The sequence below is a fragment of the Streptomyces fructofermentans genome (genome assembly GCF_014651055.1).
GTDB lineage: Bacteria > Actinomycetota > Actinomycetes > Streptomycetales > Streptomycetaceae > Streptomyces > Streptomyces fructofermentans.
Map to the genome: position 1 here is coordinate 207,038 of NZ_BMWD01000001.1, position 21,505 is coordinate 228,542.

General features: G+C 72.3%; 18 protein-coding genes. 14 read left to right on the forward strand and 4 right to left on the reverse strand.

What is annotated here, in order from left to right:
* The first annotated feature begins 121 nt into the window (after positions 1-121).
* The 12 genes from IE265_RS00830 (at position 122) to IE265_RS00885 (ending at position 15,324) form a co-directional block, all read left to right on the forward strand.
* Positions 122-1,465, forward strand: coding sequence for a DUF6716 putative glycosyltransferase (locus IE265_RS00830; RefSeq protein ID WP_190033294.1), 1,344 nt, complete (start codon positions 122-124; stop codon positions 1,463-1,465).
* Positions 1,466-1,526: 61 nt separating this feature from the next.
* Complete coding sequence (locus IE265_RS00835) at positions 1,527-2,810, forward strand: N-acylneuraminate cytidylyltransferase (protein ID WP_190033295.1); 1,284 nt, start codon at positions 1,527-1,529, stop codon at positions 2,808-2,810.
* Positions 2,811-2,824: 14 nt separating this feature from the next.
* Positions 2,825-3,763, forward strand: a complete 939-nt coding sequence (locus tag IE265_RS00840; protein ID WP_190033296.1) for an N-acetylneuraminate synthase family protein — start codon at positions 2,825-2,827, stop codon at positions 3,761-3,763.
* Positions 3,764-3,809: 46 nt separating this feature from the next.
* Positions 3,810-4,946 (forward strand): hypothetical protein, encoded by a 1,137-nt coding sequence (locus IE265_RS00845; protein ID WP_190033297.1) that lies wholly within the window; start codon positions 3,810-3,812, stop codon positions 4,944-4,946.
* Positions 4,947-5,354: 408 nt separating this feature from the next.
* Positions 5,355-6,575, forward strand: a complete 1,221-nt coding sequence (locus tag IE265_RS00850; RefSeq protein WP_190033731.1) for an amidohydrolase — start codon at positions 5,355-5,357, stop codon at positions 6,573-6,575.
* A 306-nt stretch (positions 6,576-6,881) separates the two neighbouring features.
* Complete coding sequence (locus IE265_RS00855; protein ID WP_190033298.1) at positions 6,882-7,937, forward strand: BMP family lipoprotein; 1,056 nt, start codon at positions 6,882-6,884, stop codon at positions 7,935-7,937.
* 322 nt (positions 7,938-8,259) lie between these two features.
* Positions 8,260-9,315, forward strand: coding sequence for a BMP family lipoprotein (locus IE265_RS00860; protein WP_190033299.1), 1,056 nt, complete (start codon positions 8,260-8,262; stop codon positions 9,313-9,315).
* Between the two features lie 208 nt (positions 9,316-9,523).
* Positions 9,524-11,182 carry an ABC transporter ATP-binding protein gene (locus IE265_RS00865; RefSeq protein ID WP_190033300.1) on the forward strand — a complete coding sequence of 553 codons (1,659 nt, stop codon included), beginning with the start codon at positions 9,524-9,526 and terminating at the stop codon, positions 11,180-11,182.
* On the forward strand, positions 11,182-12,312 hold the full coding sequence (locus IE265_RS00870) for an ABC transporter permease (RefSeq protein ID WP_190033301.1): 1,131 nt from the start codon (positions 11,182-11,184) through the stop codon (positions 12,310-12,312). The genes IE265_RS00865 and IE265_RS00870 overlap by 1 nt, the downstream gene beginning before the upstream one ends.
* On the forward strand, positions 12,309-13,574 hold the full coding sequence (locus IE265_RS00875) for an ABC transporter permease (protein WP_190033302.1): 1,266 nt from the start codon (positions 12,309-12,311) through the stop codon (positions 13,572-13,574). Before IE265_RS00870 ends, IE265_RS00875 begins: the two co-directional genes overlap by 4 nt.
* On the forward strand, positions 13,571-13,972 hold the full coding sequence (locus tag IE265_RS00880; RefSeq protein ID WP_190033303.1) for a cytidine deaminase: 402 nt from the start codon (positions 13,571-13,573) through the stop codon (positions 13,970-13,972). The genes IE265_RS00875 and IE265_RS00880 overlap by 4 nt, the downstream gene beginning before the upstream one ends.
* A 68-nt stretch (positions 13,973-14,040) precedes the next feature.
* Complete coding sequence (locus IE265_RS00885; protein ID WP_190033304.1) at positions 14,041-15,324, forward strand: thymidine phosphorylase; 1,284 nt, start codon at positions 14,041-14,043, stop codon at positions 15,322-15,324.
* 139 nt (positions 15,325-15,463) lie between these two features.
* Here IE265_RS00885 and IE265_RS00890 read toward each other — a convergent pair whose 3' ends face one another.
* Positions 15,464-16,384: an AEC family transporter gene (locus IE265_RS00890; RefSeq protein WP_190033305.1), complete on the reverse strand. Its 921-nt coding sequence runs from the start codon at positions 16,382-16,384 to the stop codon at positions 15,464-15,466.
* A gap of 168 nt (positions 16,385-16,552) precedes the next feature.
* On the opposite strand from IE265_RS00890, the gene IE265_RS00895 reads away from it, so the two are divergent.
* Complete coding sequence (locus IE265_RS00895; RefSeq protein ID WP_190033306.1) at positions 16,553-16,939, forward strand: STAS domain-containing protein; 387 nt, start codon at positions 16,553-16,555, stop codon at positions 16,937-16,939.
* Here IE265_RS00895 and IE265_RS00900 read toward each other — a convergent pair.
* Both IE265_RS00900 and IE265_RS00905 read right to left on the reverse strand, forming a co-directional pair.
* Entirely contained in the window at positions 16,832-17,839 is a 1,008-nt protein-coding gene (locus tag IE265_RS00900; RefSeq protein WP_190033307.1) for a sigma-70 family RNA polymerase sigma factor, read from the reverse strand. The two genes, IE265_RS00895 and IE265_RS00900, sit on opposite strands and share 108 nt — an antisense overlap.
* A 399-nt stretch (positions 17,840-18,238) precedes the next feature.
* Positions 18,239-19,510, reverse strand: a complete 1,272-nt coding sequence (locus IE265_RS00905) for an MFS transporter (protein ID WP_190033308.1) — start codon at positions 19,508-19,510, stop codon at positions 18,239-18,241.
* A 65-nt stretch (positions 19,511-19,575) separates the two neighbouring features.
* Between IE265_RS00905 and IE265_RS00910 the strand changes: the two genes are divergently transcribed.
* On the forward strand, positions 19,576-20,535 hold the full coding sequence (locus IE265_RS00910; protein WP_373302874.1) for a LysR family transcriptional regulator: 960 nt from the start codon (positions 19,576-19,578) through the stop codon (positions 20,533-20,535).
* 124 nt (positions 20,536-20,659) lie between these two features.
* Here the strand turns inward: IE265_RS00910 and IE265_RS00915 are convergent, their stop codons facing one another.
* Positions 20,660-21,421 (reverse strand): prolyl oligopeptidase family serine peptidase, encoded by a 762-nt coding sequence (locus IE265_RS00915; RefSeq protein ID WP_190033310.1) that lies wholly within the window; start codon positions 21,419-21,421, stop codon positions 20,660-20,662.
* Positions 21,422-21,505: the final 84 nt, after the last annotated feature.

The following is a 21,505-nucleotide window of genomic DNA, read 5'->3' on the forward strand; positions in this document are numbered from 1 at the left end:
GGTGAACCCAGCTTTTTAGGGGGCCGGTCCGGGGTGGACACCCCATTCGGCGATGTGCTGTTAACCCTTTGTTGCATTCCGGTTGGGTCGGCGATCGAATTGCCTTCCTAGCGTCTTGGACGTGCCAGCAAGTACCACGAAGTCCCTGCGAGTGGCCGTCCTCGCCGATTCCGACACCCGGTGGAAATGGGGCGCGCTCACCGCGAACCGCATCGCACCGGCCGATGCGGACATCAGGCTCGACGGCCACCTCCTGAGGGGCCGTGCGACCCCCACCGCCCGCCAGCTCGAAGAGGTCGGCGTGCGGGCGGACTCCCTCCGGGAGGTCACCGCCGCCGAGTTCCTGCGCGCGATGGACCCGCAGGAGTACGACGTCGTCGTCCTCGCCCTGGTCGGCGGCGCCGTCCAGGCGATGCTGCACGGGCTCTCGTACGCCTGGCAGGGGTGCGCGAGGCGGCCCGTGGTCGTCACCGGCTATGTCGGCGTCGTCTACGAGAAGCTCGCCGACGGGCTGCTGCTGCGGCACGGCGCGGACCTCGTGCTCGCCAACTCCCGCCAGGACGCCGAGCGGTTCACCGCGGTGTACGAGGGAGTCGGCGCCGACGCCTCGTCGGTGACCGAGGTGGCGCTGCCGTTCCTGGGCGGCGCCGTGCGCACGCAGGACGGCGACCCGTACACGGTCGTCTTCGCCGCGCAGCCCTCCGTGCCGGAGAGCCGCACGGACCGCGCGTACCTGCTCGACCGGCTGGTGCGGCACGCCAGGCTGCACCCCGAGCGCGAGGTGCTGCTGAAGCTGCGCTCCAGGCCGGGCGAGCACACCACGCACATCGAGGAGCAGCCCTACCAGCGGCTCGCGGAGCGCGTCCCGGGCGGCACGCCGGCCAACTTCCGTCTCGTCTACGGGCACATGGGGGAGGTGCTCGACCGCACGGACCTGCTGGTCACCGTCAGCTCCACGGCGGCCCTGGAGTCCCTGCACCGGCGCATCCCGACGGTGCTCCTCACCGACCTCGGGGTGCGCGAGTCGCTCGGCAACCACCACTTCGTGGGCTCCGGCTGCCTCGCCTCCTGGAACCAGCTCGACGACGGGCACCTGCCCGCACCCGACGAGGACTGGGTGGCACGGCAGGGCGTCGCCCCCGGCGGCACCTCCCCGACGGGGGCGGGCAACGGCTCCTACGAGACGGCGTTCGACACGGCACGTGCCCGTATCGCCGCACTGCGCGGACAGGACGAACTCCCCGCCCTCGCCCCCTACTACACCCCCGTCACCGCGCCCGGCTACCTGCCCGGCATCCTCGCCCGCCACCACCTCGGCCCGGACGGCGGGCCGCTGCCCGGCGCCCCCGCGGCCGACAGGACGCCGGGCCCGGTCCGCCAGATCGTGCGCCGCGCCGCACGCGGGGCCTACCGGCACGGCGTGCAGCGCGTGGCCCCCGTCATCCGGCGGATGGGCGAGCTGTGAGCGCCCCGCCGGCGCACCCGCGGTCCGCGGACGCCCAGAACCCTCGTCAAGGAGTACAGCGATGAACAGCTCGGAAGCGGGCCAGGCGCCACCGGTGCGCCGGGTGCTCGCCGTGATCCCCGCACGGGGCGGCTCCAAGGGCGTCCCCGCCAAGAACCTGCTGCCCGTCGGCGGAGTGCCGCTGGTGGCCCGCGCGGTGCGCGAGTGCCGGGCCGCCCGGCTCGTCACCGACGTCGTGGTCTCCACGGACGACCGTGCGATCGCGGCGGCGGCCCGCGAGGCCGGCGCCGAGGTGGTGCTGCGGCCCGCCGCCATCGCCGGCGACACCGCCACCTCCGAGGCGGCCGTCCTGCACGCCCTCGACGCCCACGAGGCGCTGCACGGGGTGCCCGTGGACGCGGTCCTCCTCGTGCAGTGCACCAGCCCCTTCCTCGTCCGCGAGGACATCGACGGGGTGGCCGGCGCGGTCGTGGAGAACGGCGCGGACACCGCCCTGACCGTGGCGCCCTTCCACGGCTTCGTCTGGCGCGACGCCGAGGACGGGCCGGCGGCCGGCGGGGGTCCCCGCGCCGAGGCCGTGGGCCCCGCCGGGGCGGACGCCACCGGCGGACACGGCGTCAACCACGACAAGTCCTTCCGCCCGCGCCGCCAGGACCGCCCCCAGGACCTCCTGGAGACGGGCGCCGCCTACGCCATGGACGCGGCGGGCCTGCGTGAGCACGGGCACCGCTTCTTCGGCCGCACCGAACTCGTGCGCACCGACCCCGCGCGGGTCCTGGAGATCGACGACCCGCACGACCTCGCCCGCGCCCGTGCCCTCGCGCCGCTCTTCGACGCGAGCAGGCCGGGCGCCCTCCCCACCGCCGACGACATCGACGCGGTGGTCCTCGACTTCGACGGCACCCAGACCGACGACCGGGTGCTGATCGACTCCGACGGACGGGAGTTCGTCTCCGTGCACCGCGGGGACGGACTCGGCATCGCCGCCCTCCGCAGGAGCGGCCTGACGATGCTGATCCTGTCCACGGAGCAGAACCCGGTCGTCGCCGCCCGGGCCCGGAAGCTCAAGATCCCGGTCCTGCACGGCATCGACCGGAAGGACCTCGCACTGAAGCAGTGGTGCGGGGAGCAGGGCATCGCGCCCGAGCGCGTGCTCTACGTCGGCAACGACGTCAACGACCTCCCGTGCTTCGCCCTCGTGGGCTGGCCCGTGGCGGTCGCCGGCGCCCACGACGTCGTACGTGGCGCCGCACGCGCGGTCACCACCGTCCCCGGTGGCGACGGCGCGATCCGGGAGATCGCCAGCTGGATCCTCGGCCCCTCTCTCGACTCCCTCGACAACTAAGGAACTTCACCACCATGAGCACCAACTCCCGTCTGCGCACGTTCGGTTCGAAGACCGCCGGCCCGGGTCACCCCGTCTACGTCGTCGGTGAGATCGGCATCAACCACAACGGCGAGCTCGAGAACGCCTTCAAGCTGATCGACGCCGCCGCCGAAGCCGGCTGCGACGCCGTCAAGTTCCAGAAGCGCACCCCGGAGATCTGCACCCCGCGCGACCAGTGGGACATCGAGCGCGACACCCCCTGGGGCCGCATGACCTACATCGACTACCGCCACCGCGTGGAGTTCGGCGAGGACGAGTACCGGCAGATCGACGAGTACTCCAAGGAGCGCGGCATCGACTGGTTCGCCTCCCCGTGGGACACCGAGGCCGTCGCCTTCCTGGAGAAGTTCGACGTGCCGGCCCACAAGGTCGCCTCCGCCTCCCTGACCGACGACGAGCTGCTGCGCGAACTGCGTGCCACCGGCCGCACGGTCATCCTCTCCACCGGCATGTCGACGCCGAAGCAGATCCGGCACGCGGTCGAGGTCCTCGGCAGCGACAACATCCTGATGTGCCACGCCACGTCGACCTACCCGGCCCAGGCCGAGGAGCTCAACCTGCGCGTCATCAACACCCTCCAGGCCGAGTACCCGAACGTCCCGATCGGCTACTCCGGCCACGAGACCGGCCTGCAGACCACGCTCGCCGCGGTCGCGCTCGGCGCCGCCTTCGTCGAGCGCCACATCACCCTGGACCGCGCGATGTGGGGCTCCGACCAGGCCGCCTCGGTCGAGCCGCAGGGCCTCACCCGCCTCGTCCGCGACATCCGCACCATCGAGGCCTCCCTCGGCGACGGCGTCAAGAAGGTCTACGAGTCCGAGCTGGGCCCGATGAAGAAGCTGCGCCGCGTCCCGGGCGTCGTCGCCGAGGCCGAGATCGCCGCGGCGGCGGGCGAGCCGGTCGCGGTCTGAGCCTCCTCCCACCGATCCGATCCAGGGAAGCGACGGTCGTACGTCGATGAGCCCCCGCGCCGGGTCCCCCGGCCCCCAGTCACCCACCACGCTGGCCTTCGTCGAGAGCCCGGTGCAGCTCCTCAACGTCCTGGAGTGGGCGCACGTCCACGGCCTCGGGGCGACGGGCGGGCGGCCCGGACCGCCGGGCACGGAGCCGGCGGCAGGGCGGCCGGGACCCGGCGCGGGGCTCGTGCTCGTCGTGCTGTCGCCGACCGACCCGATGACCCGGGGGCAGCTGCGGCGCATGTCCGAGCTGGCCCGGGACGAGGGCCACGAGGTGCGCTGGGAGGAGGCGCGGGGCGGGACCACGGCGCCCTTCCACACGGTCGGCGGCCTCGCGCCGCTGCTCCGGCGCGCCGAGCGGATCGTGATGGGCGACCCGTTCTCCCGCTACGTGCAGCTGCTGCTCACCATCACCCGGGCGCGCGACCTGGTCGTCGTGGACGACGGCACCGCGACGATGGAGTTCGTCTCCCAGCTCGCCCGGGGGGAGCGGCTGGTGCGCTGGCACCGGCGCGGCGGCCGTCCCGGGCTCCGGGACCTGGTCTTCGCCCCGGTCTCGGCACGGGCCCGCCGCCGGCTCACCCCCGGCGCCGGACGGCGCGTGGAGATCTTCTCCGCCATGCCGATCGGCGAGCGGCCCGAGGGGGTGCTCGTCACGGCCAACGAGTTCGGCTGGACCCGCGCCCGCTTCGGGCCGCCCCGGCTCACCAGGGGCGCGGACCTGGTGGGGACGTCCCTCGTCGAGACGGGTGTCGTCGACCCCGACCGGTACGTGGAGGCGGTACGGCGGCTCGCCGCGGCCCATGGCGCCACGCGGTACTTCGCCCACCGCCGCGAGAGCGCGGAGAAGCTGCACCGGCTGGCCGTCGAGACCGGGCTGGAGATCGTCCGCCCGGACCTGCCGCTCGAACTCATCGCCCGCCGCGGCCCGACCGGCCGGACGATCCTCAGCTTCCCGTCCACGGTCGTGCACACGCTGCCGCTGGCACTCGCCGGTACGGAGGTCAGGGTCGCCGTGTTCGACATCGACCCGGCCTGGCTCACGGAGACCGCCTCGCCGCGGGCGCAGGGCTTCCTTTCCGGCGTCACAGGAACCGCCAGGGACGTGCACCGGCTGCCCGCGGTCACCGCCGGCTAGATCCCCGGACCGCACGGGACGCAAGAGGGCGCGCGGGCGGCCCCGCGCGCGGACCCGCGGGGCCGGTGCGTACGCGTGTGCCCCCGGTGACCGTCCGTGGCGACACCGGTCCGCGGGATGAACAGAACCGGCCCGGGGCCCGTATGCGTGGTATGCGTAGAGAACCTGTTCCGGGAGACCCGGGAATGGGTGCCGCCGCACGGAGGTTCTCCCACGAGGAACGGCGGATCCCGGCCCGGCCGGACCGGCGCAAGATCCCCGCGCCGGAAAGGTGGGTGAGTTTACCCACGCACGTCCATGCCTATGCGCCACGCGGCCAGATTTTCTTCCCCGAATGGGTTGAACTTTTGTTGATCGTGGGTCAGTTGACCGCCGTGTCGCCCTACCCTTCAGAGGGTGAACCAACTGATGTCCCGAGAGTCCGAGGCCGTCACGCCCGGGGGAGCCGCGCTCCCCGGCACGCTGCCCGAGGCGCTGCGCGCCGAACTCGTCGCCTTCCGGCGTGACTTGCACATGCACCCGGAGCTCGGTTTCCAGGAGTTCCGTACCACCGCGGCGATCAAGGCGCGGCTGGAGCAGGCCGGTCTGCGGCCCCGTGTGCTCGCCGGCGGCACCGGGCTGACCTGCGACATCGGTGAGCCGGACCCCGCGCGGCCGATGCTCGCCCTGCGCGCCGACATCGACGCGCTGCCCATCCCGGACACGAAGACCGGGTGCGCCTACCGGTCGACCGTCCCGGACCGGGCGCACGCGTGCGGGCACGACGTGCACACGACCGTGGTGCTCGGGGCCGGCCTCGTCCTCGCCGACCTGCACGCGAAGGGCCTGCTCGGGCGGGCCGTACGGCTGGTCTTCCAGCCCGCCGAGGAGGTGCTGCCCGGCGGTGCCTCCGACGCGATCGGGTCGGGGGCGCTGGACGGCGTCGGACGGATCGTCGCCGTGCACTGCGACCCGAGGGTCGACGCGGGACGCATCGGACTGCGGCAGGGCCCCATCACCTCGGCCTGCGACCGGCTGGAGGTCTCCCTCGACGGCGCCGGCGGACACACCGCGAGGCCGCATCTGACCACCGACCTCGTGACCGCCGCGGCCCGTGTCGCCGTGGACGTGCCCGCGCTGGTCGCGAGGCGTGTCGACGCTCGGTCGGGGCTCTCCGTCACCTGGGGGCGGATCGAGTCGGGCCACGCCTGCAACGTGATCCCGCAGCACGCCGAACTCTCGGGGACCGTGCGCTGCCTGGACCTGGACGCCTGGCGGGCCGCGCCCGACGTGGTGCACGCGGCCATCGACGAGGTCGCGACCATGCACCGGGCCAAGTCCCAGATCAACTACGTGCGCGGGGTGCCGCCGGTCGTCAACGACCCGGCCGTCACCGACCTGCTGCGCGACGCCATGACGGCACGCCGGGGAGCGGAGTCGGTGGAGGGCACCGAGCAGAGCCTGGGCGGCGAGGACTTCTCCTGGTACCTGGAGCACGTACCCGGCGCCATGGCCAGGCTGGGGGTCCGCAAGCCCGGCGAGCGGACCGTGCGCGATCTGCACCAGGGCGACTTCGACGCGGACGAGTCCGCGATCGCGGTGGGCGTCGAGCTGTTCACCGCGACGGCGCTCCTCGACTCCGGACGGTGACGGACGGGGCGCGGCGAACGCTCCGCTCGCGCGCTCCGACCCTCCGCAGTAGCTTGGAGGCGAACGTCATCCGCACACGCACGACCGATCACTCAGGAGTACGCCCCGACTACGGAACGTGGCGCCCACTGTCGGGTGCTCCATCCGCAAGTGCACCTTTCGGGCCCATGGTTCACCAGGACGTAACCGGCCATCGGCACGAATGGATAACGGCCAGGCGGAACCCCGTTCCCTGAACGGTCTACGCGCGTTAATGTGCGCCGGAATCAGCACCCACTGCGGGGCTTGGAGAATGGGGAACTTCAGATGCGTCGGATATCCAGCCTGACCCGCGTCGCGGTGGGGGTCGCGTCGCTCGCGCTCGCGGCCACGGCCTGTGGCGGTACCAGCAGCGACGACAGCAGCGACACCGCCAGCGAGAGCAAGGGCGGCAAGGGTCTCGCCATCGCCTACGACGTCGGCGGCAAGGGCGACCAGTCCTTCAACGACGCCGCGTACGCGGGCCTGGAGAAGGCGAAGAAGGAGTTCGGCTACCAGACGGCCGACATCGAGCCGACCGACGGCGAGACGGACGCCGACAAGGAGCAGCGCCTGGCCTCCCTGGCCAAGCAGGGCTACAACCCGGTGATCGGCGTCGGCTTCGCCTACGGCCCGGCGCTGGAGGCCGCCTCGAAGAAGTACCCGAAGACCACCTTCGGCATCGTCGACTCCGTGGTCGAGGGCGACAACGTGGCGTCCCTGGTCTTCGCCGAGCAGGAGGCCTCGTACCTCGCCGGTGTCGCGGCCGCCAAGGCGACCAAGACCGACACGGTCGGCTTCGTGGGCGGTGTGGACATCCCGCTCATCCACAAGTTCGAGGCGGGCTTCGAGCAGGGTGTCAAGGACACCAAGCCCGACGTCAAGGTGCTCTCGCAGTACCTGACGCAGACCGCCGAGGAGGGCGGCTTCTCCAGCCCCGACAAGGGCAAGGCGGCCGCCGAGGGCCAGCTCGAGAAGAACGCGGACGTCATCTACCAGGCGGCCGGCCTCTCCGGCCAGGGCGTCATCGAGGCCGCGGCCAAGAAGAAGGCCTGGGCGATCGGTGTCGACTCCGACCAGTACAACCAGGAAGCGCTGTCGGCCTACAAGGGCTACATCCTGACCTCGGCGCTCAAGGACGTCGGCGGTGCGGTGTTCTCGCTCGCCGAGTCGGTCGAGGACGGCAAGCCGCTGTCCGGCGTGCAGACCTTCGACCTGAAGGTGGACGGCGTCGGCCTGGCGGACAGCAACCCGAAGATGGCGGAGATCCCGGGCCTCAGCGACGCGGTCGCCAAGGCGAAGGAAGGCATCATCGACGGCAGCATCAAGGTCAAGACCGAGTAGTCGGGTGACGGGCCGCCGAGGCCCGGCACCGCCCTGAAAGGGCGAGAGCGGTCGGCACCACGAAGAGCGGGCGGGCGTCCACGGACGCCCGCCCGCTCTTCGTGCTCCCCGGAACGGGCGCCGGGCCTCCCGTTCCAGGTCACCCGCCGTCGGGGGGCGTTTGCGGTCGGCAACTTCCGCACCCGGTCGAAGGGGGCGTCGGGCACAGGCGGATAACAAGGTGGACAGAAGGGTTTCTTCAGGAGGTCTACGCGCGTTAATCTGCGGCGAAGCCAGCGCCGATGCTGTTCTGCCCGGCGCTTGTACGACAGGAGCACATCTCATGCGCCGGGTTCCCCGCATCGCGCTCGCAGGCGCAGCGACCGCCTCTCTCGCCCTCGTTCTCTCCGCCTGCGGCGGGACGTCGACCTCCTCCGACTCCGGTTCGTCGGAGTCGAAGGGCGACAAGGGCCTCGCCATCGCCTACGACGTCGGCGGCAAGGGCGACCAGTCCTTCAACGACGCCGCGTTCGCGGGTCTGGAGAAGGCGAAGAAGGAGTTCGGCTACGAGACGGCCGACATCGAGCCGACCGACGGTGAGACGGACGCCGACAAGGAGCAGCGCCTGGCCTCCCTGGCCAAGCAGGGCTACAACCCGGTCGTCGGCGTGGGCTACGCCTACGCGCCCGCGGTGAAGGCCGCCGCGGAGAAGTACCCCGACACCACCTTCGGCATCGTGGACGACTCCACGATCGAGGCGAAGAACGTCGCGGACCTGGTCTTCTCCGAGCAGGAGGCCTCCTACCTCGCCGGTGTCGCGGCCGCCAAGGCGACCAAGACCGGCACGGTCGGCTTCGTGGGCGGTGTGGACATCCCGCTCATCCACAAGTTCGAGGCCGGTTTCGCGCAGGGCGCCAAGGACACCAAGCCCGGTGTCAAGGTGCTGTCCCAGTACCTGACGCAGACCGCCGAGGAGGGCGGCTTCTCCAGCCCCGACAAGGGCAAGACGGCCGCCGAGGGCCAGATCGAGAAGAAGGCCGACGTCGTCTACGCGGCGGCCGGCCTCTCCGGCCAGGGCGTCATCGAGGCCGCGGCCGCCAACAAGGTGTGGGCGATCGGTGTCGACTCCGACCAGTACCTCCAGGAAGCGCTCGGCAAGTACAAGGGCTCCATCCTGACCTCGGCGACCAAGGATGTCGCCAAGGCGGTCTACAACCTCGCGAAGTCGGTCGAGGACGGACAGCCCGAGAGCGGTATCGTCAGGGGCGATCTGAAGTCCGGCGAGGTCGGCCTCGCCGATTCCAACCCCGAGTTCAAGAGCAACACCGCGATCCAGGAGGCCGTCGAGGCCGCCAAGAAGAAGATCATCAGCGGCGAGATCAAGGTCGAGGCCAGCTGACGAGCAGTACCTCAAGAGCAGCCAGTAACCGCGGGGTTACGTCCGCTCAACGGGGTGCAGGGAGCCCGGCTCCCTGCGCCCCGTTCTCGCGACCCGTAGCCCCTTATGTTGCCGTAGGGGCGCTACGCGCGTAGACGACCCCCTTTCCTCAGGAGAGTGCGCCATCAACGCGTCCAGCAGCCCTCCGGCCGACGCGGTCGACGGTCAGGTGACCGCAGTCGAACTCGCCGGGATCACCAAGCGATTCCCGGGCGTCGTGGCCAACCACGACATCCATCTCAGCGTACGCAAGGGCACCGTGCACGCCCTCGTCGGCGAGAACGGTGCCGGCAAGTCGACACTGATGAAGATCCTCTACGGCATGCAGAAGCCGGACGAGGGCACCATCGCGGTCAACGGCGAGCAGGTCACCTTCTCGTCGCCCGCCGACGCGATCGTGCGCGGCATCGGCATGGTCCACCAGCACTTCATGCTGGCCGACAACCTCACCGTCCTGGAGAACGTCGTCCTGGGCAGCGAGAAGCTCCACGGCATCGGGTCCAAGGCGCGCCGCACGATCCTGGACCTCTCCAAGCGCTACGGCCTCGGCGTCCGCCCCGACGTCCTGGTCGAGGAGCTCGGTGTCGCCGACCGGCAGCGCGTGGAGATCCTCAAGGTCCTCTACCGCGGCGCCCGCATCCTGATCCTCGACGAGCCCACCGCGGTCCTCGTCCCGCAGGAGGTCGACGCACTCTTCGACAACCTGCGCGAGCTCAAGGCCGAGGGCCTGTCGGTCATCTTCATCTCGCACAAGCTGGGCGAGGTCCTCTCCGTCGCGGACGACATCACGGTCATCCGCCGCGGCACGACGGTCGGCACGGCCGTTCCGTCCGAGACCACCCCGCGCCAGCTCGCCGAGCTGATGGTCGGCAGCGAGCTGCCCACGCCGGAGACCTCCGAGTCGACGGTCACCGACAAGCCCGTGATCGAGGTGGAGGACCTGACGGTCCTCTCCGCGGACTCGGTCTCGACGGGCAAGGGCTCGGCGAGCCTGCTCATGGACCAGGTCGAGCGCGGCGCGGTGCGCCTCGTCCTCGACCACGTCTCCTTCACCATCCACGCCGGCGAGGTCATGGGCATCGCCGGCGTCGAGGGCAACGGCCAGACCGAGCTGATCGACGCGCTGATCGGCCTCAAGAACGCCGACGCCGGCGTCATCCGCTTCACCGGCGACGACATCACCTCCTGGTCGACCCGCAAGCGCCGCGAGCAGGGCATCGGCTACATCCCCGAGGACCGCCACCGGCACGGCCTGCTCCTGGAGTCCCCGCTCTGGGAGAACCGCATCCTCGGCCACGTCACCGAGCGCCCCAACGCGAAGGGCATCTGGCTCGACATCAAGGGCGCGCAGGAGGACACGCGCCGGATCGTCGAGGCGTACGACGTCCGTACGCCGAGCATCGACGTCACCGCAGCCTCGCTGTCCGGCGGCAACCAGCAGAAGCTGATCGTCGGCCGCGAGATGAGCCACAAGCCGCGGTTCCTGATCGCCGCCCACCCCACCCGCGGTGTGGACGTCGGCGCGCAGGCCGCGATCTGGGACCTCATCCGCGCGGCCCGGCGCGAGGGCCTGGCCGTCCTGCTGATCTCCGCCGACCTGGACGAGCTGATCGGCCTGTCCGACACGCTCCGGGTGATCTACAACGGCAAGCTGGTCGCGGACGCGGACCCCGCGACCATCACTCCGGAGGAACTCGGCTCGGCCATGACCGGCGCCGCCTCGGGACACCTCGAGAACGAAGAGCTCGCCGAGCAGGTCGAGCTCGCAGAGCAGGCAGAGAGCCCGGCACAGACCCCGGCAGACGCCCCGGAAGACGAGGCCCGCTGATGAAGAAGTTCGACAAGGAGCGTCTGCTCCTCGCGGTGGCCGGGCCGGTCATCGCGCTCGTCGTGGCCGTGGCGCTGACCTCGGTCGTGCTGCTCGCCTCGGGCAAGAACCCGTTCGAGCCGTACACGCTCATGTTCGAGCAGGCCACGTTCTCGGACATCCAGGTCCTGATCATCAACCAGGCCTCGCTGTACTACATCGCGGCGCTCGCGGTGGCCGTCGGCTTCCGGATGAACCTGTTCAACATCGGTGTGGACGGGCAGTACCAGCTCGCCGCGATGATGGCCGCGATCGTGGGCGCGCACGCCGCCCTGCCGGCCGTGCTCCAGGTCCCCCTGCTCATCCTGACCGCGGTCCTCACCGGCGCCTTCTGGGCGGGCATCGCGGGTGTCCTCAAGGTCACCCGGGGCGTCAGCGAGGTCGTCGCGACGATCATGCTCAACGCCATCGCGACCTCGGTCATCGCCTACCTGTGGCTGCCCAGCGTCTTCGGCGTCAAGGTCGGCAACAACAACACCACCGGCGAGATGCACAAGTCCGGCTGGGTGCCCGGCATCGACGTGGGCGACGCCGGTGAGATCTACGGCCTCGTGATCCTCGCCGTGCTCCTCGGCATCGGCTACTGGGTCGTCCTCAACCGCACCCGCTTCGGCTTCGACCTGCGCGCCTCGGGCGCCTCGGAGAGCGCCGCCGCGGCCAGCGGGGTGAACCCCAAGCGCATGGTGCTCACCGCCATGCTCGTCTCCGGCGGCATGGCGGGCCTCGCGGGCCTGCCGATCCTGCTCGGCGACACGCACACGTACAGCCTGAACTTCCCCACCGGCATCGGCTTCCTCGGCATCGGCATCGCGCTGCTCGGGCGCAACAGCCCGACCGGCATCGCCTTCGCGGCCCTGCTGTGGGCCTGGCTCGACAAGGCCTCGCCCGAGCTCGACTTCCACGGCTACGACAAAGAGATCGCGGTCATCATGCAGGGCCTGATCGTGATCGCGGTCGTCGTCTCGTACGAGGCCGTGCGCGAGTGGGGCCTGCGCCGCCAGCAGCGCCGCGTGGGCGCGGAGCTCGCCGCGGGCAACGTCCTGGGCGCCACCTCTGACAACAACACCACGAAGGAGGTGGCGGGCCGATGACCACCGCAACCGACGTCAACCAGCCCACGCTGGAGCCCGCGGCGCCCCGCGGCCGCAGGCTGACGCTCCCCGTCCTCCTGCTGATCATCGCGGGCGGGCTCGCGCTGACCTCGATCGTCCGGATCATCACGGGCGCCGACGGCATCACCAACGTCAGCCAGATGTCGACCGCGCTCCAGCTCGCCGTGCCGATCGGTCTCGCCGGCCTCGGCGGCCTGTGGGCCGAGCGCGCGGGCGTCGTCAACATCGGCCTCGAAGGCATGATGATCCTGGGCACCTGGTTCGGGGCCTGGGCCGGCTACCAGTGGGGCCCGTGGAACGGTGTCCTGATCGGCATCGTCGGCGGCGCCATCGGCGGTCTGGTGCACGCCGTCGTCACGGTCACCTTCAACGTCAACCACATCGTCTCCGGTGTGGCGATCAACATCCTGGCCCTGGGCGCCACCCGCTACCTGGCCCCCCTCGCCTTCGAGGGCGTCCCGGGCGGTACGGCCAAGCAGTCCCCGCCCGTCGAGTCCCTCGGCCACTTCACCGTGCCCGGACTCTCCGACTGGCTCAGCACGCTCAACGCCAAGGGCTGGTTCTTCGTCTCGGACATCGCGGGCCTGCTCGGCGGCCTGGTCACCAACGTCTCCTGGCTGACCCTGATCGCCATCGCGCTGATCCCCGCCACCTGGTGGATCCTGTGGCGCACGCCCTTCGGCCTGCGCCTGCGGTCCTGCGGCGAGAACCCCGTCGCGGCCGAGTCGCTGGGCGTCAACGTCTACAAGTACAAGTACCTGGCCGTGATCATCTCCGGCGGTCTGGCCGGCCTCGGCGGCGCCTTCCTGTCGATCGTCGCCAACCCCTTCTACCTGGAGGGCCAGACCAGCGGCCGCGGTTACATCGGTCTCGCCGCGATGATCTTCGGCAACTGGATGCCGGGCGGACTCGCCCTCGGCGCGGGCCTGTTCGGCTACACCGACAGCCTCAACCTGCGCGGCGGCTCCGAGAACGTCCACGCGCTGCTGCTGCTCGGGGCGATCCTCCTGGTGATCGGCGCGATCTGGCTGGTGATCAAGAAGAAGTACGTGTCGGCCGGCATCACCCTGGTCGTCGGCGTGCTGGTGTTCGCCTGGTACGCCTTCACCAACGAGGTCCCGAACCAGGTCGTCTCCGCCACCCCGTACGTCATCACGCTGCTCGTCCTGTCGCTCTCCGCGCAGCGTCTGCGCATGCCCAAGGCGGACGGCATGCCGTACCGGCGCGGGCAGGGCAAGTGACCTCCGCCCGGGCGGTCGACTGGGACGCGCTGCGGGAGGTGGCCCGCGAGGCCATGTCCCGTGCGTACGCCCCGTACTCGGGCTTCCCGGTCGGCGCGGCGGCGCTCGTCGACGACGGCCGGGTGGTCTCCGGGTGCAACGTGGAGAACGCCTCGTACGGACTCGGCCTCTGCGCCGAGTGCGGCCTGGTCTCCCAGCTGCAGAGCACCGGGGGCGGACGGCTGACGTACTTCACCTGTGTCGACGGCCGCGGCGAGGTCCTCGTGCCGTGCGGGCGCTGCCGGCAGCTGCTGTACGAGTTCGGCGGCCCCGACCTGCTCCTGGAGACGCCGGCCGGAGTCCTGCCGCTCTCGGAGATGCTGCCCCAGGCCTTCGGGCCCGAGCATCTCGCCAAGTAATCGTCGTGCGGCCCCCGCGTCCCGGCACGCCGGGAAGCGGGGGCCGCCGCACTTTCGGAAGGAAATCCATGGCCATGGACGCCATCTCCGTCATCCGCACCAAGCGGGACCGCGGCGAGTTCAGCGACGACCAGATCGACTGGGTCATCGACGCGTACACCCGCGGCGAGGTCGCCGACTACCAGATGGCCGCCCTCAACATGGCGATCCTGCTCAACGGCATGAACCGCCGCGAGATCGCCCGCTGGACGGCCGCGATGATCGCCTCCGGCGAGCGCATGGACTTCTCCTCGCTCTCCCGCCCGACCGCCGACAAGCACTCGACCGGCGGCGTCGGCGACAAGATCACCCTTCCGCTGGCGCCCCTGGTGGCCGCGTGCGGCGCCGCCGTACCGCAGCTCTCCGGACGCGGCCTCGGCCACACCGGCGGCACCCTGGACAAGCTGGAGTCGATCCCGGGCTGGCGCGCCCTCCTCTCGAACGAGGAGATGCTCTCCGTCCTGGACGAGGTCGGCGCGGTCATCTGCGCGGCCGGCGACGGACTGGCCCCGGCCGACAAGAAGCTGTACGCGCTCCGCGACGTCACCGGCACCGTCGAGGCGATCCCCCTGATCGCCTCGTCGATCATGTCGAAGAAGATCGCGGAGGGCACCGGGTCGCTCGTCCTGGACGTCAAGGTCGGCACGGGCGCCTTCATGAAGACGATCGAGGACGCCCGCGAGCTCGCCTCGACGATGGTCGGCCTCGGCACGGACCACGGCGTGCGCACGGTCGCCCTGCTGACCGACATGTCCACCCCGCTGGGCCTGACCGCGGGCAACGCCCTCGAAGTCCGCGAATCCGTCGAGGTGCTCGCCGGTGGCGGCCCCTCCGACGTCGTCCAGCTCACCCTCGCCCTCGCCCGCGAGATGCTCGACGCCGCGGGCGTGAAGGACGCCGACCCCGAGAAGGCCCTCGCGGACGGCTCCGCGATGGACGCCTGGCGCCGCATGATCGCCGCGCAGGGCGGCGACCCGGACGCGCCGCTGCCCACCTCGCGCGAGCAGCACGTCGTCACGGCCCCGTCGACGGGCGTCCTGACCCGCCTCGACGCGTACGACATCGGCATCGCGGCCTGGCGCCTGGGCGCCGGGCGCGCCCGCAAGGAGGACCCGGTGCAGGCCGCGGCGGGCGTCGAGCTCCACGCCAAGCCCGGCGACCGGGTGACCGCGGGCCAGCCGCTGCTGACGCTCCACACGGACACCCCGGAGCGCTTCGCGGGCGCCCTGGAGGCCGTCGAGGGCTCGTACGACGTCTCGGAGCCGGGCACGCGGTACCCGGTGAACCCGATCGTGCTGGACCGGATCGCCTGATCCGGTGGCCTGACCCGATCACGGGACGAGGGGGGACCGGCGGAGGCCGCCGGTCCCCCCTCGCGCGTGTGTGCACCGGCGGGCGCCCGCCGGTGCAGCCGAGGGTCGCCGCGTGTCGTGCGCGGGGCGCCCGCCCGTGTCACCCGAGGGTCGCCGCGACCACCACGAGCACGGGGACCGCGAGCATCGTCGAGAGCAGGATCGACTCACGGGCCAGGACCTCGCCGACCCGGTAGCGGGAGGCGTACGTGAACAGGTTCTGCGCGGCCGGCAGCGCCGCGGTGACCACGACGTCGAGCAGCGGCGCGCCGCGCAGTCCGAGGACGCCGGACGCCAGGGCCCAGGCCGCCAGCGGCTGGCCCACCGACTTCAGGGCCACGGAGAGCAGGACGGGCGCCCGCTCCGGGCCGCGGCCCGGCAGGGTGCTGCCGCACAGCGAGATGCCGAAGGCCAGCAGGACGGCCGGCACCGACATGTTCCCGATCAGCGTCAGCGGGTCGAGGACCGGGCCCGGCACCGTCAGGCCGCTCGCCGAGACGGCCACCCCGCACAGCGAGCCGACGCCGATCGGGTTGCGGACGGGGGCCGTCACCCGCTGCCACAGCGGAGCCCGCTCGCCCGGCCGGGACAGGTCGAGGACGGTCAGCGCCACGGGCGTCATCACGAGCTGCTGGAAGAGCAGTACGGGAGCGACGAGCGAGGCGTCGCCCAGGACGTACACGGCGATCGGGATGCCGAGGTTGCCCGCGTTGACGTAACCGGAGCACAGGGCGCCGATCGTCGTGCGGCCCACTCCCCACCGGCGGACCGCCCCGATCGCGACGAAGACCCCGGTCACCGCGAACGTACTGGCCGCCGTGACCAGCAGCCGACCGGAGAGGATCACCGACAGGTCGGCCTGCGCGAGCGTGGTGAACAGGAGCGCGGGCGTCGCCACGTGGAACGCGAGCCGGGTCAGCACCTCCCGGCCGTTCTCCCCCAGGTGGCCGCGGCGTCCGATCAGGAAGCCGACGCCGATGACGACCGCGATGACCGCGAAGCCGCTCAGCACCCCCTCCACGGCACCCCCTCGGGCTTCCGGACCGGTCCGACGGAGGGGCGGCCGGGGCCGGGGAGGCGCGCGGCGGGCGGTGATTCATGGGGCATACACGCAACCCTCCGGGGTGGGGCATGCCCAGGTCAATGTGACCTTTCGCGACGAGGCGTCGCGGCCCGCCGCGGGCCGGCGATGAGTTCCGCGCCGCCGCCCGGTCTACCGCACGTGGACGCCATGACACCTGCCGTACTCGTACTGCCCGGACCCGTCGCCCGCGACGAGATACCGAGGCTGTGCGAAGCCGTGCGCGCACGCCTCCGAAGCACCGGGGCCGGTGTCGTGATCTGCGACGTGGCCGGGCTGGGGCCACCGGGGCTGACCACTGTCGACGCGCTGGCGAGACTGGAGCTGACCGCCCGCCGGGCCGGCGGGCACATCAGGCTGCGCGGCCCCGACCCCGCCCTGCGCGCGCTACTTGCCCTGGTCGGCCTCCGCTTCGAGCTCGAGGGGCAGCCCGAACAGCGGGAACCACCGCTTCGTGTCGAGGAAGCAGTGGAATCCCGTGATCCGCCCTTCTGAGATCTCCAGCACCTGCACCGCCCACGCCGTGTGGCCGCCCGTCTCCGGCTCCGGCTTGTACTGGGCGAAGCCCGGCAGGCCGTTCACCGCGACCGGGACCAGACGGGAGTGCGCGCAGGCGGCGCCGAGCGTCGCCATGAAGCCCGTGATGTCCTCGGGGCCGGTCAGCCACAGGTCGAACGGCGGCATGGTCATCACGGCGTCCTCGTGCAGCAGGGCCGTCAGCGCCGTCATGTCGTACCCCTCGAACGCGGCCACATAGCGCTCCAGGAGCTTCTGCTGGTCCTCGTCCAGAGGGTCGGAGGTGGCCGCGCGGGCCGCGGCGCCGTCGCTGTCGGCGAGCGTCGCACGGGCCCGCTGGAGCGCGCTGTTCACCGAGGCGACCGTGGTGCCGAGCAGCTCGGCCACCTCGCTCGCCCTCCACGCGAGGACCTCGCGCAGGATCAGCACGGCCCGCTGCTTGGGCGGCAGTTGCTGCAGGGCGGCCATGAAGGCGAGGCGGACCGACTCCTTGGCCACCGCGGCCTCGGCCGGGTCGTCGACGGTGGGCAGCACGCGCGCGTCCGGCATCGGCTCCAGCCAGGTGTTGTCCGGGCGCGGCGTCAGCGCGGCCCGCGCGAGCGGTGTCGAGTCCGTCAGGTCCACGGGACGGGCCCGCTTGTTGCCCGCCGTGAGCATGTCCAGGCAGACGTTCGTCGCGATCCGGTAGAGCCACGAGCGCAGCGAGGAGCGGCCCTCGAACTTGTCGTAGCTGCGCCAGGCGCGCACCAGCGTGTCCTGGACCGCGTCCTCCGCCTCGAAGGACGAGCCGAGCATCCGGTAGCAGTACCCCGTCAGCTCGACCCGGTGCCTCTCCAGCCGGACGTCGAGGTCTTCCGCCGTCGCCGTGCCGTCGCTCATGAGCCAACCCACCCCTGTGGCCTTGTCCGTCACCGTCGGCACCGCCCCATTGCGGCGCCAGCACTTCGGAAGCTACCGCAGCCCACTGACAATGGCGCCCGGAGCCGGAAAAGGCGCAGGTCAGACAGGTGGTCGTGGCGCCTGGCGCCCGGGTCGTCCGGGTCCCGGGGCCGCCTCCGCGCCCGGCCCGAACCGCGATCCCACGCCCCGCCGGGCCCCGGCCCGAGCCGCGCCCGGTCCGAGCCGCGCCCGGTCCGAGCCGCGATCGGCCCGGGCCGCGATCCCGCGCCCCGCCGGACCCCGGCCCGAGCCGCGCCCCGGCGGGTGCGCGGGGCCGCCCGGGGCCGCCCGTCCCGGGGCTGGATCACCCGGGGCCGTGCGGGGCCCGGCGCCGCCGCCTCAGTGCTGAACGGCCAGCGGCCGTCGCGCGCGGGCCGCGTGCGAGCCGAGGACCGTGACGGCCACGACACCGAGCACCGCCAGCAGGCCCAGCGACACCGTTCCGGCCCAGCCGCCGGAGTGGAAGGCCACCGCGCCGAGCGTGCCGCCCGCGCTGGAGCCCATGTAGTAGGCCGACTGGTAGAGCGCGGAGGCCTGGGCGCGCCCCTGCTGCGCGGTGTGGCTGACCGACGAGGACGCGACGGCGTGGCCCGTGAAGAAGCCCGCGGTGATCAGGACCAGGCCGAGCAGCACCAGGGGCAGAGAGTCGGAGAGCGACAGCAGCAGACCGGAGGCCGCCGTCCCGCCCGCCAGGTAGAGCGCGCCGCGCCGGCCCAGACGGGCCACCACCCGGCCGGCCGTGGAGGCGGAGACCGTGCCCACCAGGTAGACGAGGAAGACCGACCCGACCACGCCCTGCGGCAGCGAGAACGGGGCCTCGGAGAGGCGGTACCCGATCACCGTGTAGACCGCGCCGAACACCGTCATGAACAGCGCGCCGATCGCGTACAGCCGGCACAGCAGCGGGTTCGACAGGTGCGCGCGGACCGTGCGGACCAGCGCGGCCGGCCGCGGCGAGGCGGCCGTGAAGTGGCGGGGCGCCGGGAGCAGCAGCCGGAAGGCCACCGCGCAGCCCACCGCGAGCAGCCCGATCGCCGCGACGGCCGCCCGCCAGCCCCACTCCTGCGCGACCCAGCCGCTGATGACCCGGCCGCTCATGCCGCCGACGCTGTTGCCCGCCACGAACAGTCCGATCGCGGTGATCAGCGCCTTCGGCCGGACCTCCTCCGCCAGGTACGCCGTGGCCGAGGCGGGCAGCCCGGCGAGCGCGGCCCCCTGCACGGCACGCAGCGCGATCAGCGCGCCGACCGAGGGGGCGAAGGGGACCAGCAGCCCGACCCCCACCGCAATCACCAGCGACGCCGTCATCAACGTACGCCGTCCGAACCGCTCCGACAGCGCGCTCAGCGGCAGCACGAACAGCGCCAGCGCGCCCGTGGCGGCCGAGACCGTCCAGCTCGCCGTGCCGGCGGTCACCCCGAAGTCCCGGGAGATCAGCGGCAGCAGCGCCTGCGTGGAGTAGAGGAGCGCGAAGGTGGCGACCCCCGCGAGGAAGAGGGCGAGGCTCATCCGGCGGTAGCCGGGCGCGCCCGGGGCCATACGGGATTCGGAGGGGACGGCTGCGGCGGGGGCACCCGCGGTGACGGGCGCCCCGGTACTGGCGGAAGGCATGCTTCGAACCTAGGCACGTGTCCTTGATCCGTCCAATGCATGGAATGCCCATAATCGTTCCTGTGATGCATGAGCAGAGGTCAGAGAAGCGACTGTCACCGTCCAGTGACACAGAAGACAGCGGGGACATGTCGAGGCTGCTCGCCCCGCGCCTCGCGTACTTCGCCGGGGTCGCCCGCACCGAACACGTCACCCGGGCCGCGCAGGAGATGCACGTGCCCCAGTCGACCCTGTCCCGGGCGATGGTCCGCCTCGAACAGGACCTCGGCATCGACCTGTTCGCGCGGCGCGGCCGCACGGTCTCCCTCACCCCGGCCGGCCGCACGTTCCTCGCCTCCGTGGAGCGCGCCCTCGCCGAGATCGAGCGGGCCGCCGACGAGGTGCGGGCCGACGCCGACCCCGCCACCGGCAAGGTGGCCTTCGGATTCCTGCACACCCTGGGCTCCGAGACGGTCCCCGGCCTGATCCGCGCCTTCCGCGCCGACCACCCGCGTGTCCGGTTCAGCCTCGTCCAGAACTACGGCGAGGCGATGATCGAGCGCCTGCGCTCCGGCGAACTGGACCTCTGCCTCACCTCGCCCGTGCCGGACGCGCCCGACCTGGTGGCCCGCCGCCTCGACGAGCAGAAGCTGCGCCTGGTCGTCCCGGCCGACCACCGGCTCGCCGGCCGCCGCCGCATCCGGCTCGCCGAGGCCGCCGACGAGACGTTCGTGACCCTCGAACCCGGTTACGGGCTGCGCCGGATCACCGACGACCTGTGCGGCAGGGCGGGGTTCCGCCCCCGTGTGGCGTTCGAGGGCGAGGAGGCCGAGACCCTGCGCGGCCTGGTGGCGGCGGGGCTCGGGGTCGCCCTGCTGCCGCCGCCGGCGGTGGCGCGGCCCGGGGTGGTGGAGCTGACCGTCACGGCACCGCGGGCGGCCCGTGAGATCGGGGTGGCCTGGCTGGACGGCCATCCCGACACGCCACCGGTGGCGGCCTTCAAGAGGTTCCTGCTGTCGAAGCGGGGCACGCTGCTGCCGAACTGAGGCCGTCAGCCGCCTCCCGCCCGCCCGCGCGGCCGGCTCCCGCCCGCGCCGCGACCGGCTCCCGCCCGCGCCGCGACCGGCGGCGCGGCAGCTCCCGCCGGCGCGGGGCCGCCCACCCGGCGTCTCAGCGGCGGAGCGAGCGTCCGAAGCCGGAGGCCAGGGGCATCCGCAGGCCCAGCGGCGGGGGAGCGGCGAGCGCGTCCTCCACGGGCCGCGAGAACGCCCGCCCGAACAGCACGCCCATCACGAAGTCCTCCGCGAGCGCGTGCACCTCGTCCCGGTGCTGGTGGAGCCCGTGCCCGTCGGAGTGGACCTCGAACCGGCAGATGTCCCGGTTGGCCTTCTTGACCCGGGCGGCCAGCCGGAACGACAACTCCGGGTCGGTGCGCTCGTCGTTGGTCCCGTGCACGATCATCACGCGCCGCCCGACGAGCTGCTTCACCGGCTCGGCCGCGATCGCGACGTCGTCCTCGGGGAGCCAGGGGGCCAGCGCCAGCACGGAGTTGACGGCGGAGTGGCCGCCGGCGCGCAGTGCGGCCCGCCCGCCCATGTCCACGCCGGCGAGGCACACGGGAACGTCCCCGTACCGGCGTACGACCTCGTCCGCGGCCCACATCGTGTCGCGGGCGAGATGCGCCTCGTCCCCGTTCCACCCCCGGAAGCGGTAGTGCACCACGTGCGCCACGAGTCCCTCGGCCCGTCCGGCGCGGGTGAGCCGGCGCCCCAACGCCCTTACGGACGCGGCCGCCAGCAGGGGTGAGGGCCTGCGCGCGGAGGTCTCGTCACCGCCCGGCAGCAGCAGCACCACGCCGCTCACCGCCGCGGGTTCCGTGCCGACCGTCCGACCCAGCCGGGCTCTGCGAACCGGCGTCGCTTGCTGTGCCATGACAGAACAGTGTCAGAAGCGATGGTGTACGCCATCCGTCCGCACGGTCACCGTTACGTATCGACGGATTCGTACAACAGGAGA

Coding starts and splice junctions, on each gene's coding strand:
- IE265_RS00835 (WP_190033295.1), top strand. CDS start 1,527: ATGAACAGCTCGGAAGCGGGCCAGGCGCCACCGGTGCGCCGGGTGCTC.
- IE265_RS00870 (WP_190033301.1), top strand. CDS start 11,182: ATGAAGAAGTTCGACAAGGAGCGTCTGCTCCTCGCGGTGGCCGGGCCG.
- IE265_RS00855 (WP_190033298.1), top strand. CDS start 6,882: ATGCGTCGGATATCCAGCCTGACCCGCGTCGCGGTGGGGGTCGCGTCG.
- IE265_RS00905 (WP_190033308.1), bottom strand. CDS start 19,510: ATGCCTTCCGCCAGTACCGGGGCGCCCGTCACCGCGGGTGCCCCCGCC.
- IE265_RS00885 (WP_190033304.1), top strand. CDS start 14,041: ATGGCCATGGACGCCATCTCCGTCATCCGCACCAAGCGGGACCGCGGC.
- IE265_RS00860 (WP_190033299.1), top strand. CDS start 8,260: ATGCGCCGGGTTCCCCGCATCGCGCTCGCAGGCGCAGCGACCGCCTCT.
- IE265_RS00845 (WP_190033297.1), top strand. CDS start 3,810: ATGAGCCCCCGCGCCGGGTCCCCCGGCCCCCAGTCACCCACCACGCTG.
- IE265_RS00840 (WP_190033296.1), top strand. CDS start 2,825: ATGAGCACCAACTCCCGTCTGCGCACGTTCGGTTCGAAGACCGCCGGC.
- IE265_RS00900 (WP_190033307.1), bottom strand. CDS start 17,839: ATGAGCGACGGCACGGCGACGGCGGAAGACCTCGACGTCCGGCTGGAG.
- IE265_RS00915 (WP_190033310.1), bottom strand. CDS start 21,421: ATGGCACAGCAAGCGACGCCGGTTCGCAGAGCCCGGCTGGGTCGGACG.
- IE265_RS00850 (WP_190033731.1), top strand. CDS start 5,355: ATGTCCCGAGAGTCCGAGGCCGTCACGCCCGGGGGAGCCGCGCTCCCC.
- IE265_RS00910 (WP_373302874.1), top strand. CDS start 19,576: ATGCATGAGCAGAGGTCAGAGAAGCGACTGTCACCGTCCAGTGACACA.
- IE265_RS00895 (WP_190033306.1), top strand. CDS start 16,553: ATGAGTTCCGCGCCGCCGCCCGGTCTACCGCACGTGGACGCCATGACA.
- IE265_RS00875 (WP_190033302.1), top strand. CDS start 12,309: ATGACCACCGCAACCGACGTCAACCAGCCCACGCTGGAGCCCGCGGCG.